A 14,280-nucleotide genomic window follows, 5' to 3' on the forward strand; every position below is an offset into this window, starting at 1 on the left:
CATGAGCTATCCCGTCCCGGAGCCCACGCCCGTCTCCCAGCCGTTCTGGGACGGCCTGGCGCAGCACCGGATCCTGGTGCAGTACTCGCCGTCGTCACAGCGCTACGTGTTCTATCCGCGCACGCTGGCCCCGGGCACGCTGGCCGACGACTTGGAGTGGCGCGAAATCGACGGTGCCGCAACGCTGTACACGTTCACGATCGCCCGCCGGCCCACCGGCCCGCCGTGGGCCGACGCGCTGCCGCAGCTACTCGCGGTGGTGCAGTGGGATGCCGGACCGAAATTCAGCACCGAACTGGTGGACGTCGATCCTGGCGACATCCGGATCGGGATGCGGGTGGAGCCGGTGTTCTACGATCTGCCTGAAGAGGGCATCACCCTCCTGAAGTATCGGCCCGCATGACCTTGGCGACGAGGTCGGAGGTGCACATGGACGACCCGCTCGACGGCGCGGCGCAGGCGATGCTCGACCAGTTGAACGCCGGGTTCCCGCGCGTCGAGAACATGACCGGCCCGCAGGCGCGCGCCGCGGTGGCCGAGCGACGCATGCCGGTCAACAATCTCGACGACGTCCGCAGCGCCACCGACCGCATGGTTTCAGGCCCCGACGGGGCGGTGCCGGTACGCATCTACGAGCCCCACGGTGCGCCGTCGGCGGACCGAGCCGCGATCGTGTTCTACCACGGGGGCGGATTCGTCTTCTGCGACATCGAATCCCACGACGGATTCTGCCGGGCCCTGGCCCGGGGCGCCCAAGCCGTCGTGGTGTCCGTGGACTACCGCCTGGCCCCCGAGCATCCCGCCCCGGCGGCGGCGCTCGACGCGTTCGCGGCGTTCCGCTGGGCGGTCGACCACGCCGCCGATTTGGGCATCGACCCGGCACGCACCATGGTTGCCGGCGATAGCGCCGGCGGCAACCTGGCCGCGGTCACCGCCCTACTCTGCCGCGACCGCGGGGTCACACCACCCGCGGCGCAGCTGCTGATCTACCCGGCGATCGATCCGACGTTCGACACCGACAGTTATCACCGCTACGCCACCGGGTACTTCAATACCCGCGCAGCGATGCAATGGTACTGGCACCAATACCTGGGCACGCGAACGGTTTTCGATCCGCCCTATTTGGTGGCCCCGGCCCGCGCGGACACCCATGCGGGCCTGGCGCCGGCGGTGATCGTGACGGCCGGGTTGGATCCCCTGCACAGCGAGGGCTGCGACTACGCGCACCGGTTGCGCCACGCGGGAGTGCCCGTCGTGCACCGGGACTTTCCCGGGTTGTTCCACGGCTTCATGACGATCCAGGCGTTTGCACCCGCGGCATCGGCCCAGCAGCTGGTCTGCGCCGACCTGCGCGAGCTGCTGCATCCGGCGGATCGGAGCGCGGCGTCGTGACCGAAGTCAGTGACGTCATCGTCATCGGCGCCGGGTTCGCCGGGCTCTACGCCGTGCACCGGGCCGCCTCGGCGGGCCTTTCGGTGACCGCGATCGAGGCCGCGCCCGACGTGGGCGGCACCTGGTACTGGAACCGCTACCCGGGCGCGCGCTGCGATGTCGAAAGTGTCGACTACTCCTACTCTTTCGACGAAGAACTGCAACAGAGCTGGCAGTGGACCGAACGCTTCGCCGCCCAGCCGGAGATCCTGGCCTACCTGCGGCACGTCGCCGACCGCTTCGATCTGCGGCGCCACTATCGGTTCGGCGTCGACGCCGTCGGCGCCACGTTCGAGCGCGGTCGCTGGCATGTCGACACCGCGACCGGTGAGGCGTTCGCCGCGCAATTCCTGCTGTGCGCAACCGGGTGCCTGTCGGCGGTGAACCGGCCGAACATTCCCGGCGCCCAAGACTTCTCGGGTGAGGTGTATTTCACGGCGGACTGGCCCCGCGACGATCCCGAGCTGCGCGGCAAACGAGTGGGCCTGATCGGCACCGGATCGTCCGGCATCCAGGTGGCGCCGATCATCGCCGCCAAGGCCGATCACCTGGTGGTATTCCAGCGATCCGCCAACTACACCATCCCGATGCCCAACCGGCCATGGTCGGTCGAGGAACAGCGCCAGATCCAGGAGCAGTACCCCGAGCGCCGCCGGACCTCCGCGTACGCGGCCGCCGGCACACCGCACGGCACCTATCACAAGAATGCCCTCGACACCGACGCTCACGAGCGGTCCGAAGCGCTGTGGAAGCGTTGGCGTGAAGGCGGTGTCCTGTTCGCCAAGACCTTCCCCGACCAGACCAGCGACCTGTCGGCCAACGACGTCGCCAGGGCGTTCGCCGAGGAGCGGATCCGGGAGATCGTCGCCGATCCCGTCGTCGCAACGGATCTCATTCCGGTCGATCACCCGATCGGAACCAAACGGATCTGTACCGACGACGGCTACTACGCCACGTTCAACCGCAACAACGTCCGGCTGGTCAACCTGCGCCGCGAGCCCATCGAAGCGATCACCGCGGACGGCGTACGAACCGCCGAAACGACATATCCCTGCGACGTGCTCGTCTTCGCGACCGGGTTCGACGCCATGACCGGGGCGTTGACCCGAATTGACCCGAAGGGTCCAGGGGGACAACGACTCCGCGATACCTGGGCGGACGGCCCGGTGACCTTCCTCGGCCTGATGGTGCCGGGGCTGCCGAACCTGTTCACCATCAGCGGGCCGGGCAGCCCGTCGGTGCTGGCGAACATGGTGCTGCACGCCGAGGTTCAGGTCGACTGGGTCACCCAGCTGGTGTGGACCGCGCGACGGCGGGGGGTGAGCGAGGTCGAGCCACGCCACGATGCGGCGCTCGCCTGGACCCAGCATGTGGCCCAGGCGGCCGAGCGCACGCTGTTCCCCAGGGCGGCATCCTCCTGGTACCTGGGCGCCAACATCGAGGGCAAGAAGCGGGTCTTCATGCCCTACATCGGCGGCTTCGGGACCTACCGGCGCCACTGCGACGAGGTGGCCCGCAACGACTACGCGGGGCTGGTGTTCACGACAAGATGATTCAGACGGTTCAACAGCTGCTGCGGCAACGTCGCCACGACGATACCCCGGCGCTGGTTCACGGCGAGCGGACGTGGACCTGGCGCGAGCATCTCGCCGAGGCAGAGGCGGAGGCCGCGGCGCTCATCTCCCTCGCGGACCCGGGACGACCCGTGCATGTCGGTGCGCTGCTGGGGAACTCGCCGGCGATGTTGCGGGCCATGGCGGCGGCCGCGCTGGGCGGCTACGTGTTGTGCGGGATCAACACCACGAGGCGCGGCGCCGGTTTGTCGTCCGATATCCGGCGCTCCGACTGCCAGATGCTGCTCGTCGACCCCGAGCATGCCGAGCTGCTGGATGGGTTGGACCTCAACGGCATTCAGGTGCTCGATGTGACCGGCCGTCGCTACGCCGCAGCCGTCGCCGCGGCGCCACCGCTGGTCCCGGTCCGGGAGGTGGAATCCGCCGACACCCTGATGATGATCTTCACCTCGGGCACCAGCGGTGACCCGAAGGTGGTCCGGTTCGCCCATGGCATGGCGATCATGTGCGGTGCCAGCCTCATTTATCAATACGAAGTCACCGCCGATGACGTCTGCTACCTGTCGATGCCGCTCTTCCATTCCAATGGCGTCGCCGCCGGGTGGGCGGTCGCCATCGGCTGCGGGGCCACCATGGTGCCGGCGCGGTTTTCGCCGTCCCGTTTCCTCGACGACGTCCGGCGATACCGGGTCACATACCTCAACTACGTCGGCAAGCCGCTGGCATTGATCCTGTCCACGCCCGAACGTCCCGACGACGCCGACAACACGTTGCGGGTGGCGTTCGGCAACGAGGCCACCGATCGCGATATCGCAGAGTTCGCAAGACGTTTCGGGTGCCGGGTCGTGGACAGCTTCGGTTCCAGCGAATTCGCGGTCATCGTGGTGCGCGAAGACGGCACCCCGGCCGGCTCGATCGGCAAGCCCTATCCGGGGGTGAGCATCTACGACTCGACCACGCTGCGGGAGTGCGAGGTCGCACGGTTCGACGAGCATGGGGCGTTGACCAACTTCGGCGAGGCCGTCGGGGAGCTGGTGAACACCCAGGGTGCGGGGCCGTTCGCCGGCTACTACAACGACCCGGGCGCCACGGCCGAGCGGATGCGGCACGGGATGTACTGGTCGGGTGACCTGGCCTACCGCGACGCGGACGGCTGGATCTATCTCGCCGGACGGACAGCCGACTGGATGCGGGTGGACGGGGAGAACCTGGCGGCCGGCCCGATCGAGCGAATTCTGGCGCGGCTGTCCGCAATCAGCCAGGTCGCCGTGTACGCGGTTCCCGACGACCGGGTGGGCGACCAGGTGATGGCCGCCCTGGTGCTGCGGCCCGGGGCGAGCCTGAGCCCGGACGATTTCGAGAGATTCCTTGCCGCCCAGGCCGACCTGTCGCCGAAGGCGTGGCCGCGCTATGTGCGCATCAACGATCAGCTGCCGGCGACCGCGACGAACAAGATCCTCAAGCGCACGCTGATCGCCGCGGGTGTCACCGCACAGGATGGGCAGTTGTGGACGCGCCCGGCACGCGGCACCGGTTATGCGCCGGTGGGCGAAAACGCCGCCGGCCGTGCGGCATCCGGCGTCTCGGGGGCATGACCCGGCCGCGGCCTCAGCCCGCTTCCTCGACGGGGTCCGGCTGGGGTGCCTCCCCGAAGCGCGCCAGCACCATGGTTCCGCACACGGCGACGGCGAACCCGGCGATCACCAGCCAGCCGAGCCCCTCGCGCGCGGTGTCGCCCAGCCACACCACCCCGACGAACGCGGGTGCGAGCGTTTCGCCCACCACCATTCCGGCGACCGCCGTGGTGACCGATCCGCGATGCAACGCGGAGGTGAGCAGCAGGAAGCCGGCGGCGCCGCCTGCGGCGGCCGCGTACAGGGCGGGGTTGGTGTAGAAGGAGCGTTTGGTCGGATCGATCGCCTCGATCAGGCGCACCGCCACCTCGACGACCCCGAATCCGGTTCCGGAGCCCAGCCCCAGTGCGAGTGCACGGGCGCGGTCGGGCAAGCGGCCGGCGGCCGCGCCGACGAAGAAGATCGCGGCAACCACGCCCAGCAGCGCCCAGCCGAGCCCGGCCGGAGCCCGCCGAAAGTGGCCCGGCCCGGCGGCCAGGGCGAGCACGACCAGGCTGACGCAGACGACGCCGACGGCCGTCCACTCGGCCGACGACAGGCGCGCCGACAACACCCAGGCGGCGACGACGCCGGTGACGGCGATCGAGGCGGCCAGCGCCGCCGCGACCACATAGATCGGGACCAGGCGCAGGGCGGCGACCTGCAGCGCAAACCCGACGACGTCGAGGCCTACCCCGACCAGATAGCGCCACTGCCGGACGGCCCGCAACAGCAACACCGCGTCGACACCCGATCCGCTGCCCGCCTCCACCGATCGCGTCCCCGCGGCTTGCAGCACGGTCGCCGTCCCGTAACACAGCGCGCAGCCCAGCGCGAGGAGGAAGCCGATCAGCATATTCACCGACATTAGGCGCGGCGGCGGCCGGCCGTTGCAGCGCATGACCCTTGAATAGCGTGAACAAACGTTTGGGTGCCCCGTGTCCTGGGCACCTCACAGGTATCCATCGCCACGGCCGAAATCGAGCACGCAATAGCTAGTGAACGGCTGAAATTCGCTGTACGCGCGTTGCGCATGTGTCTAACCCTGTGCGACAACGATATTCGAATTAATGTTTAGAGTCGGTGTACAACTGTGTACTCTGGCGATATGGCTGAACGTGGCGCCGAGCCCCGCGTCCCCCGCGGACGCCGGTTGTTTCTGCGAGCGGTGCGGCGTCTGTTCAGCCCGCTGCAGCCGGACGACTACCTCGAGATGATCAACCCGCTGTGGACCACCAAGGAATTGCGCGGGAAGGTCGAAGGCATCGAGGCGCAGGGCTCGGAAGCGGCCAGCGTTCTGATTCGCCCGGGGTACGAGTGGCCCGGCCACAAGCCCGGTCAGTACGTACGCCTCGGCGTGGTGATCGACGGTGTGTACCACTGGCGCGCGTACTCCCTTACCTCGGACCCCAGGCCGGAAGACGGCCTGATCAGCGTCACCCCGAAGAGGGTCGACGGCGGTGTCGTATCGCCGTATCTCGTACACAAGATTCAGCCGGGCGATCTGGTGCGGCTGGGCGAGATCGAAGGCGTTTTCACGCTGCCCGAGCCGGTGCCGGCCAAGATGCTCTTCATCAGCGCCGGAAGCGGCATCACGCCGATCATCAGCATGCTGCGCGACCTCGACCATCGCGACGAATTGCGGGACGCGGTCGTCATTCATTCCGCGCGGACCCGCGAGCAGGCCATGTTCCTGCCCGCCTTGGAAGAGCTCGAGGAACGCCACCAGGGAATGCGGCTGGATCTGAGGCTCACCTCTGAGCAGGGGCGGCTGACACCCGAGGACCTCGATGACGTGTGCCCGGACTGGCGCGAGCGCGAGGCGTTCTGTTCTGGACCCGGTGAGATGCTCGACGCTCTGATCGAGCACTGGGAAGCGAACGGGGATTGCGAACGCCTGCACTTCGAGCGGTTCCAGCCCAAGATCGGCGGCGACGCCAACGCCGGCGAGGGCGGGACCGTCTGCTTCCTCGACAGCGACAAGGAAGTCGAATGTGACGGCGGCACTTCGATTCTCGAGGCCGGCGAGAAGGCCGGTCTCAATCTCGCGTTCGGCTGTCGAATTGGAATTTGTCATACCTGTGTCGGCACGCTGAAATCGGGCAAACTGCGTGACCTGCGCTCGGGCGATGTGATCGAACCGACGGAGCAAGACGTGCGGATCTGCATCAACACCGCCGAAGGCGACGTCGAACTCGAACTGTGATCGGAAGGAGCGGCTGGTGACGACTGCCGTGAAAAGGGCTGGGGATTCACCGCTTTCCCGCTTGGGGGAACAAGAGCTGGAGAAGCTCGCAAAGGAATTCGACGCGATCCACGACGAGGTGTTCGCCGACCTCGGCGACCGCGACCGCCGGTACATCAAGAACGTCATCTCGGCGCAGCGACAAATCGTCGTGGTAGGCCGGGTGCTGTTGCTGGCGTCGCGCTCGAAAACCGCGTGGCTGCTGGGCACCGCGTGCCTGTCCATGGCCAAAATCTTGGAAAACATGGAAATCGGTCACAACGTGATGCACGGCCAATGGGACTGGATGAACGATCCAGACATCCACTCTTCGGTGTGGGACTGGGACACGGCGTCGACCGCCGAATCGTGGAAGCACTCCCACAACTACATCCATCACACCTTCACGAACATCCTCGGCAAGGACAAGGATCTCGGCTACGAGATCATGCGGATCGACCCGAACCAGAAGTGGGAGCCCCGCTTTCTGTTCCAGCCGCTGTACAACCTGCTGCTCACGCTGCTGTTCGAATGGGGCGTCGCCGTGCACGACATGGATATCGATGCCATCCGCAAGCGGGAGAAGCCCTGGTCGGAAGTGCGTAAGGACTTGAAAGGCATCGGGGTGAAAGCGCGCGCGCAGGTGGTCAAGGACTACCTCGGTTGGCCTTTGATCAGCGCCGGCGCCTTCGCGCTCACCCAGTTGGCGTCGCGGGGCCGGCTCGAACAGCCGGCGGAGTCGCGCGTCGCCAGGAGGCTGCGCAAGGTGTCGAAGGGCGGCCGCATCGGCGCCGCCGCGAACTTCCTCGACAAAGTCGCGCCGGGCGTCGAAAGTACCTATCTGCGCACCCTGGCCGCCGACGCGCTCGCCAACGTCATCCGCAACGTGTGGGCGCACGCGATCATCTTCTGCGGCCACTTCCCGGACCAGACGTACACCTTCACGCAGGAAGAGACCGAGAACGAGACGCGCGGCGGTTGGTATGTACGGCAATTGCTCGGCGCCGCCAACATCGACGGCAGCCCGCTGTTCCACATCATCAGCGGCAATCTCGGCTACCAGGTCGAGCATCACCTGTACCCGGACATGCCGAGCAGTCGATACTCCGAGATCGCCCCGCAGGTCAAAGACATTTGCGAGCGCTACGAGCTGCCCTACAACTCCGGCCCGTTCGGCAAGCAGTGGGGGACGGTGCACCGCAGCATCTTCCGCCTGGCCTTCCCGGGGGGAAAGCCCCGACCGAAGCCCGGTCCGTACCACGGCAACGTCCATCGGCCCGACCCCGAGCGGCAGAGCGAGGGCACCCGTCACCGTGACCGTGTGCCCGCCGAGCACCCGTCGGCGGGTCCCGAACACGATTCCACCGGCGTCGAGGTGCAGCCGCCGCCGCGGGGCAAGGACTGACGTTCGGCGCAGATTGTCGAATCTGAACTCTTTTCGGCGCGCCGTCGTGGAAGATCAGCGATGGTGCACCGCCTCCGCAGATCCGATGTTGAAGACACCCGGCCGACGACAGATTCCGACGCTCCCGGGTTTCCCGCCCGGTTATGGCGCAGCCCGTTGCGGGGGCCGTGGCTGACGTCGGTGTTCGGCTCGGTGCTGTTGGTGACGTTGCCGATCGTCATTCTCACCGGTCTGCTGTCCTACGTCGCCTACGGGCCGAGGTTCGGCCAAGCCATCCCCGCCGACGTCGGCTGGCTCACACTGCCGGCCTTCGACTGGCCCACCGATCCGTCATGGCTATACCGGCTGACCCAAGGGCTTCATGTCGGGCTCGGGCTCGTCCTCATCCCGGTGGTGCTGGCCAAGCTGTGGTCGGTGATCCCGCGGCTCTTCGTGTTCCCGCCGGCGCGGTCCATCGCCCAACTGCTGGAACGGGTTTCGCTGCTGATGCTGGTCGGCGGGATCCTGTTCGAGATCGTGACCGGCGTGCTGAACATCCAGTACGACTACATCTTCGGCTTCAGCTTCTACACCGCGCACTACTTCGGCGCCTGGGTGTTCATCGCCGGCTTCGTCATGCACGTCGCGATCAAGGGCCGGCGCATGTGGGCGGGCCTGCGCTCGCTTTCGCTGCGGGACGTGCTGCGTACCGGCCGGGCCGACACCGAGCCCGAGCCGTGGCGGTCCGACGGTCTGGTCGCCGCCGAACCCGGTCCGGCCACGATGAGCCGCCGCGGCGCCCTGGCGCTGGTGGGCGGCGGCGCGCTGTTCACCGCGGTGCTCACCGCCGGCCAGACGCTGGGGGGCTTCACCCGGCCCGCCGCCCTGTTGCTGCCGCGTGGGCGTCTCCCTGGCGGGGGATCCGGGGACTTCCAAATCAATCGCACCGCGGCGGCGGCCGGCATCTCGGTCCGGGACACCATGGAGCGCTGGCGGCTCACCCTGAACGGTAGTCCCCGCCCGGTCACGCTGGACCGCGCGGCGCTGCTGGCGATGCCGCAGCACACGGCCGTCCTGCCGATCGCCTGCGTCGAAGGCTGGTCGACCACCCAAACGTGGACTGGCGTGCGACTGGCCGACCTCGCCCGGCTGGCCGGCGTGCCGGTACCGGGATCCGCGCGGGTGTCGTCGCTGGAACACTCCGGCGCCTTCGCCGGCGCGACGCTGCAACGCAACCAGGTCCTGCACCCGGACGCGCTGCTGGCGCTGCGCGTGAACGGCAACGACCTGTCCCCGGACCACGGCTTCCCCGCGCGGATCATCGTGCCCGCCCTCCCCGGCGTGCACAACACCAAATGGGTTGCCGCGATTGCCTTTCGGACGGCCGCCCGTGCGTAGCGCCTTCGCGCGGCTCTACGGCTCCCGCCCCTTGCACCTGCTGACGATGATCGCCGGATTCGCACTGCTGGGCTACGTCATCGCCGTCGCCAGACCGGTCACGTTGTGGAACCCACACGTCTGGTGGCAGTCGATCATCGTGTGGTTCGCCGCGGCCATCGTCGCCCACGACCTCGTGTTGTTTCCGGTTTACGCCTTTGTTGACCGGCTGCTGTCACGCGCCCGCGCGCGGCCTGCTCCGGCGCGCGCCGGTGTGCCGGTGCTCAATCACCTCCGGGTGCCCGCGCTGGGCGCGGGGCTCACGTTTCTGGTGTTCCTGCCGGGCATCGTCAGGCAGGGTGCCGGCACCTACCGGGCCGCAACCGGTCAGACCCAGGACCCGTTCCTCGGTCGGTGGCTGCTGCTGACGGCCGCGATGTTCGCGGTGAGCGCCGGAATGTATGCCCTACGGCTGGCAATGGCGCGCCGACGGGCGCGGTCGCACCGGCCCACTTCCCGCGATGACGGGGCGACGGCAAACCCCCGCGCGTGACCTGCGTATTCGCCAACGGCAACTAGTGTTGTTTCGCATGGGGACCACGAACGCCGTGACACGCGCCGCGCTGGGCGGGTGCGTCGCCGCGCTTGTCCTGGCGGCCGGTCTTACGACCGGTGCCGCGCCGGCGGCGATCGCCGATTCATCGGTCCCGCCACCGGCTCCGGGTGGTGCCGTGCCCGTGCAACCGGTCGGGGGAGGCGGCTGCATCATCGGCCTGAACTGCGGGTGCACTCGTGATTGCCATAAGCCGCACCCACGCCCCCCGAGCGTCGACAACGATCAGCACGCCGCGCCCGCCCCGCAGAATCCCTAGCGCAGAAACCGCCGGGGGTTTTCCTATCATTTGGTGATGAGCGCCGGTGGGCTGGAAACCGCGGGCTCGCCGGCTTTCACCGACGAGGACTCGGCCCGGTTTCGCGCCGCCGGCTGGTGGTGCGATTCGACGCTCTCCGACGCGGCCCGCCGCAATGCCCAACGGACACCGCATCGTCCCGCCTATCTCGATGACGGCGGATCGGCTTTCACCTGGCGTGAATTCGATAGCGCGGCAACGCGATTAGCCGAAGCGCTGGCCGGGTTCGGCATCATGCCCGGCGACCGGGTCGCGGTATGGCACGGCGACTCCGCCGCCATTCACGTGCTGTTCGTGGCGATCGAACGCTGCGCGGCGGTGGTTGTCGGTATCGGCGCGCGCGCCGGCATCCGCGAGGCGTCGGCGATTCTGCGCAGCGCCCAACCGAAAATCCTGATCAGCGATCCGGAACACGCCGCGGCCGCCGCGGAAGTGGCCGACGAACTGCGGGTGCCCGGCATGGTGCTGAGCCGCGACGGCGGGACGCTTCGCTTCGATGTCGACACCGATCCCAAAGCCTTGCCGCCCGGCTGCGAACTCGGCCCCGATGACATGTTCCTGATCAACTCCACGTCCGGGACCACCGGGCTGCCCAAGTGCGTCGTGCACACCCAGAACCGTTGGCACTACTTCCACCAGAAGGCCGTCGTCAACGGGCGACTGACCAGCGACGAGGTGTTCCTGCCGGTCATTCCCACCCCCTTCGGGTTCGGGCTGTGGACCAGCCACACCACCCCGATCTACCTTGGCGCCACCGCGGTGATCCTGGGCCGGTTCACCACCAAAGCCACCTGCGAGGCGATAGTCCGACACAAGGTCACCGTATTATGTTGCGTCAGCACACAATTGACCATGCTGATGGCGGATCCGGCCAGCCACGGCTACGACCTCAGTTCGCTGCGACTCGTCTACACCGGCGGGGAGGCGCTGCCGTATCGCCCGGCGGCCGAATTCGAGGACCTCACCGGCGCCAAGATCCTGCAGTTCTACGGCTCCAACGAGACCGGGCTGCTCAGCGCGACCACGGTCGACGACTCGCGCGAGCGGCGGCTGCACACCGGTGGCCGCGTCGTTGCCGAAATGAACGTCCGGCTGTTCGACGGAGACCGCGACGTGACTGCGACCGGGCGCGGCCAGCCCGCGTGCCGAGGCCCGGCGACCAGCCTCGGTTACCTCGGCGGCACCGACCACGACAAGCTGTTCACCCCCGACGGGTGGATGCGCATGGGCGACATCTGTGAAATCGACGCCGACGGCTATCTGCGCGTCACCGGGCGCACGTCCGATTTCATCGTGCGCGGCGGCAAGAACATCAGTGCGAGCCAGGTCGAGGACGCCGTCATGACGCATCCGGGCATCGCGATAGCGGCCGCGGTCGCGATGCCCGACCCGGTGTTCGGCGAAAAGGTCTGCCTCTATGCCGAACTCGCCGACTCTGCCACCCTCGACCTGCCCGGCCTCGTCGAACACCTGCTGGCGCTGGGGGTTTCCAAGGAACTGCTGCCTGAACGGCTGATCGTTCTCGACGAGCTGCCCCGGTCATCCGGCGGAAAGATAGCCAAAGCCCGCCTGCGCGAGGATATTGAAGCCAGAACGGAGGCCGGCCATGAACGCTCCTGATGCACGCCGCGGCGGGTTGGAAGTCTGGGCGCCGTCGGTGGTTCCCCCCATCGGTGTCGACCTGTCCAACGAGCAGGCGCTGGCCGTCGCCTTCCGTCACCTGGCCGGCATCGGGTTCGCCGAGAACATGGCCGGCCATATCACCTGGCAGCTCGACGGGCAGACCGACATGCTCGTCAACCCGTGGGGGCTGTGGTGGCAGGAGATCACCGCCTCCGATATCTGCGTGGTCGACGGCGACGCGCGCGTGGTCAGCGGGCGCTGGGACGTCACCCCGGCCATCCACATCCACACCGAACTGCACCGGGCCCGCGACGACGCCCGCGTGGTGATCCACAACCATCCGTACTACGTCTGCGTGCTGGCAGCGCTGGGCAGGCTGCCCGAGCTGGTGCACCAGACCGGCTCGCTCTTCCTCGACGACCTGTGCCTGGTCGACACCTACGACGGCGAGATCGACAGCCCCGCGCGCGCCGGGGAACTCGCCGCCCGGATCGGGGGCGCCAACCTGACCATCCTGGCCAGCCACGGCGTGATCGCGACCGGCCGCAACCTGCCCGAAGCCGTCTACCGGGCGGCCTCCATCGAGCGAGTCTGCAAGCTGGCCTACGACGTCATGCTCACCGGAAGGGATCCGGTGACCATGAATTGGTCGGACATGGCCGGCATGCAACGGTCGCTGATCGAACGGGCCGCCGACGTGTATTGGGCCGGGGCGGCGCGCATGACCATCAAGGCCGACGCCGATGTGCTCACGTGAACCGCGTCGTCGGGTGTGCACCCACGGCGGCGACACGCCGACGATCGTCGCCGCCACCGCACACTGAATGCCGTCCCGTCACACTGAACGCCGCCCCGCAAGGAGGTTGACGAGTGAAATCGATCGACGAGCTGGCCACCGACCTCAGCTTCACCACCGCCAAGACCGGCGGTCAGCGCTCGGTCACCTTCCTGCCCGATCCGCCCCGGGCCCCGCGCCGCTACACGGTGATCTCGGTGGACGACCACATCGTCGAACCCCCGGACACCTTCACCGGCCGCCTGCCCCGCAAGTTCGCGGACCGGGCGCCGAAGGTCGTCGAGACCGACAGCGGGGGACAGACGTGGGTCTATGACGGTAAGGAGCTGCCCAACGTCGGCTTCAACGCGGTGGTCGGCCGGCCGGTCGCGGAATACGGTTTCGAGCCGGTCCGATTCGACGAAATGCGCAGGGGGGCATGGGATATCGATGCCCGAGTCAAGGACATGGACCTCAACGGCATCTACGCCTCGCTGAACTTTCCGTCGTTTCTCCCGGGCTTCGCCGGGCAACGACTGCAGCAGGTGACCGGCGACCGCGATCTGGCGCTGGCCTCGGTGCGGGCCTGGAATGAGTGGCACTTCGACGTCTGGGCGGGCTCGTATCCCGACCGGATCATTCCCTGCCAGTTGCCGTGGCTGCTCGATCCCGAGCTCGGCGCGAAGATGATCCGCGAGAACGCCGAACGCGGCTTTCACGCCGTCACGTTCAGCGAGAACCCGGCGATGCTCGGGCTGCCGAGCATTCACACCGGCCACTGGGATCCGCTGATGGCCGCCTGCGCCGAGACCGGCACCGTGGTGAACCTGCACATCGGATCGTCGGGATCGTCACCGTCCACCACGGCGGATGCGCCGCCAGACGTGCAGGGTGTGCTGTTTTTTGCCTACGCCATCTCCGCCGCGGTCGACTGGTTGTACTCCGGACTGCCCAGCCGGTTCCCCGACCTCAAGATCTGCCTGTCCGAGGGCGGAATCGGTTGGGTGGCGGGGTTGCTCGACCGCCTCGACCACATGCTCAGTTACCACGCGATGTACGGCACCTGGCAGGCGCTCGGTGAACCCCTGACGCCAGCGGAGGTGCTGACGCGCAACTTCTGGTTCTGCGCGGTCGAAGACAAGTCCTCATTCGTGCAGCGCGACCGGATAGGCGTCGACAACATCATGCTAGAAGCCGACTACCCGCATTGCGACTCGACGTGGCCGCACACCCAACAAACCATTCACGAGCAAATCGGCGAGCTACCGGATGATGTCGTCCGGAAATTCAGCTGGGAGAACGCCTCTCGTCTGTATCAGCACCCGGTACCCGCCGAGGTGCAACAAAATCCCGAAGCGTTCTGATGCG

13 protein-coding genes are annotated in these 14,280 nt (G+C 67.7%); 12 read left to right on the plus strand and 1 reads right to left on the minus strand.

Annotation, left to right across the window (positions count from 1 at the left end; translation table 11 throughout):
- Window position 1 precedes the first annotated feature (1 nt).
- From AC5Y30_RS22210 to fadD1, 4 genes are read left to right on the plus strand one after another with little or no spacing between them, the layout of a single operon-like run.
- Window positions 2–403, plus strand: a complete 402-nt coding sequence (locus tag AC5Y30_RS22210; RefSeq protein ID WP_499921030.1) for a Zn-ribbon domain-containing OB-fold protein — start codon at window positions 2–4, stop codon at window positions 401–403.
- Window positions 400–1,392, plus strand: coding sequence for an alpha/beta hydrolase (locus AC5Y30_RS22215; RefSeq protein WP_499921032.1), 993 nt, complete (start codon window positions 400–402; stop codon window positions 1,390–1,392). The genes AC5Y30_RS22210 and AC5Y30_RS22215 overlap by 4 nt, the downstream gene beginning before the upstream one ends.
- On the plus strand, window positions 1,389–2,984 hold the full coding sequence (locus AC5Y30_RS22220; RefSeq protein WP_499921033.1) for a flavin-containing monooxygenase: 1,596 nt from the start codon (window positions 1,389–1,391) through the stop codon (window positions 2,982–2,984). The genes AC5Y30_RS22215 and AC5Y30_RS22220 overlap by 4 nt, the downstream gene beginning before the upstream one ends.
- Window positions 2,981–4,600 (plus strand): fatty-acid--CoA ligase FadD1, encoded by a 1,620-nt coding sequence (fadD1, locus tag AC5Y30_RS22225; RefSeq protein WP_499921035.1) that lies wholly within the window; start codon window positions 2,981–2,983, stop codon window positions 4,598–4,600. Before AC5Y30_RS22220 ends, fadD1 begins: the two co-directional genes overlap by 4 nt.
- Window positions 4,601–4,613: 13 nt before the next feature.
- On the opposite strand, the gene AC5Y30_RS22230 is transcribed toward fadD1, so the two are convergent.
- A complete protein-coding gene (locus AC5Y30_RS22230) occupies window positions 4,614–5,486 on the minus strand; it encodes a DMT family transporter (protein WP_499921036.1) in 873 nt (290 codons plus the stop codon).
- 240 nt (window positions 5,487–5,726) lie between these two features.
- On the opposite strand from AC5Y30_RS22230, the gene AC5Y30_RS22235 reads away from it, so the two are divergent.
- The 8 genes from AC5Y30_RS22235 (at window position 5,727) to AC5Y30_RS22270 (ending at window position 14,276) form a co-directional block, all read left to right on the plus strand.
- A complete protein-coding gene (locus AC5Y30_RS22235) occupies window positions 5,727–6,824 on the plus strand; it encodes a ferredoxin reductase (protein ID WP_499921038.1) in 1,098 nt (365 codons plus the stop codon).
- Window positions 6,825–6,837: 13 nt separating this feature from the next.
- The gene (locus tag AC5Y30_RS22240) at window positions 6,838–8,247 is read left to right on the plus strand and encodes a fatty acid desaturase family protein (protein ID WP_499921129.1); all 1,410 of its coding nucleotides are present in this window, start codon (window positions 6,838–6,840) and stop codon (window positions 8,245–8,247) included.
- A 60-nt stretch (window positions 8,248–8,307) separates the two neighbouring features.
- Window positions 8,308–9,624: a molybdopterin-dependent oxidoreductase gene (locus AC5Y30_RS22245; RefSeq protein ID WP_499921039.1), complete on the plus strand. Its 1,317-nt coding sequence runs from the start codon at window positions 8,308–8,310 to the stop codon at window positions 9,622–9,624.
- Window positions 9,617–10,156, plus strand: a complete 540-nt coding sequence (locus AC5Y30_RS22250) for a hypothetical protein (protein ID WP_499921041.1) — start codon at window positions 9,617–9,619, stop codon at window positions 10,154–10,156. Before AC5Y30_RS22245 ends, AC5Y30_RS22250 begins: the two co-directional genes overlap by 8 nt.
- Window positions 10,157–10,193: 37 nt before the next feature.
- Window positions 10,194–10,475: a hypothetical protein gene (locus AC5Y30_RS22255; protein ID WP_499921043.1), complete on the plus strand. Its 282-nt coding sequence runs from the start codon at window positions 10,194–10,196 to the stop codon at window positions 10,473–10,475.
- Between the two features lie 36 nt (window positions 10,476–10,511).
- Window positions 10,512–12,134, plus strand: coding sequence for a class I adenylate-forming enzyme family protein (locus AC5Y30_RS22260; protein ID WP_499921045.1), 1,623 nt, complete (start codon window positions 10,512–10,514; stop codon window positions 12,132–12,134).
- The gene (locus tag AC5Y30_RS22265) at window positions 12,121–12,894 is read left to right on the plus strand and encodes a class II aldolase/adducin family protein (protein ID WP_499921047.1); all 774 of its coding nucleotides are present in this window, start codon (window positions 12,121–12,123) and stop codon (window positions 12,892–12,894) included. Before AC5Y30_RS22260 ends, AC5Y30_RS22265 begins: the two co-directional genes overlap by 14 nt.
- Window positions 12,895–13,007: 113 nt before the next feature.
- Window positions 13,008–14,276: an amidohydrolase family protein gene (locus AC5Y30_RS22270; RefSeq protein WP_499921049.1), complete on the plus strand. Its 1,269-nt coding sequence runs from the start codon at window positions 13,008–13,010 to the stop codon at window positions 14,274–14,276.
- The last annotated feature ends 4 nt before the right edge of the window (window positions 14,277–14,280 follow it).

This window comes from Mycobacterium sp. NGS27 (assembly GCF_059813005.1).

Coding starts and splice junctions, on each gene's coding strand:
- AC5Y30_RS22230 (WP_499921036.1), bottom strand. CDS start 5,486: ATGTCGGTGAATATGCTGATCGGCTTCCTCCTCGCGCTGGGCTGCGCG.
- AC5Y30_RS22210 (WP_499921030.1), top strand. CDS start 2: ATGAGCTATCCCGTCCCGGAGCCCACGCCCGTCTCCCAGCCGTTCTGG.
- AC5Y30_RS22260 (WP_499921045.1), top strand. CDS start 10,512: ATGAGCGCCGGTGGGCTGGAAACCGCGGGCTCGCCGGCTTTCACCGAC.
- AC5Y30_RS22215 (WP_499921032.1), top strand. CDS start 400: ATGACCTTGGCGACGAGGTCGGAGGTGCACATGGACGACCCGCTCGAC.
- AC5Y30_RS22245 (WP_499921039.1), top strand. CDS start 8,308: ATGGTGCACCGCCTCCGCAGATCCGATGTTGAAGACACCCGGCCGACG.
- fadD1 (WP_499921035.1), top strand. CDS start 2,981: ATGATTCAGACGGTTCAACAGCTGCTGCGGCAACGTCGCCACGACGAT.
- AC5Y30_RS22235 (WP_499921038.1), top strand. CDS start 5,727: ATGGCTGAACGTGGCGCCGAGCCCCGCGTCCCCCGCGGACGCCGGTTG.
- AC5Y30_RS22255 (WP_499921043.1), top strand. CDS start 10,194: ATGGGGACCACGAACGCCGTGACACGCGCCGCGCTGGGCGGGTGCGTC.
- AC5Y30_RS22265 (WP_499921047.1), top strand. CDS start 12,121: ATGAACGCTCCTGATGCACGCCGCGGCGGGTTGGAAGTCTGGGCGCCG.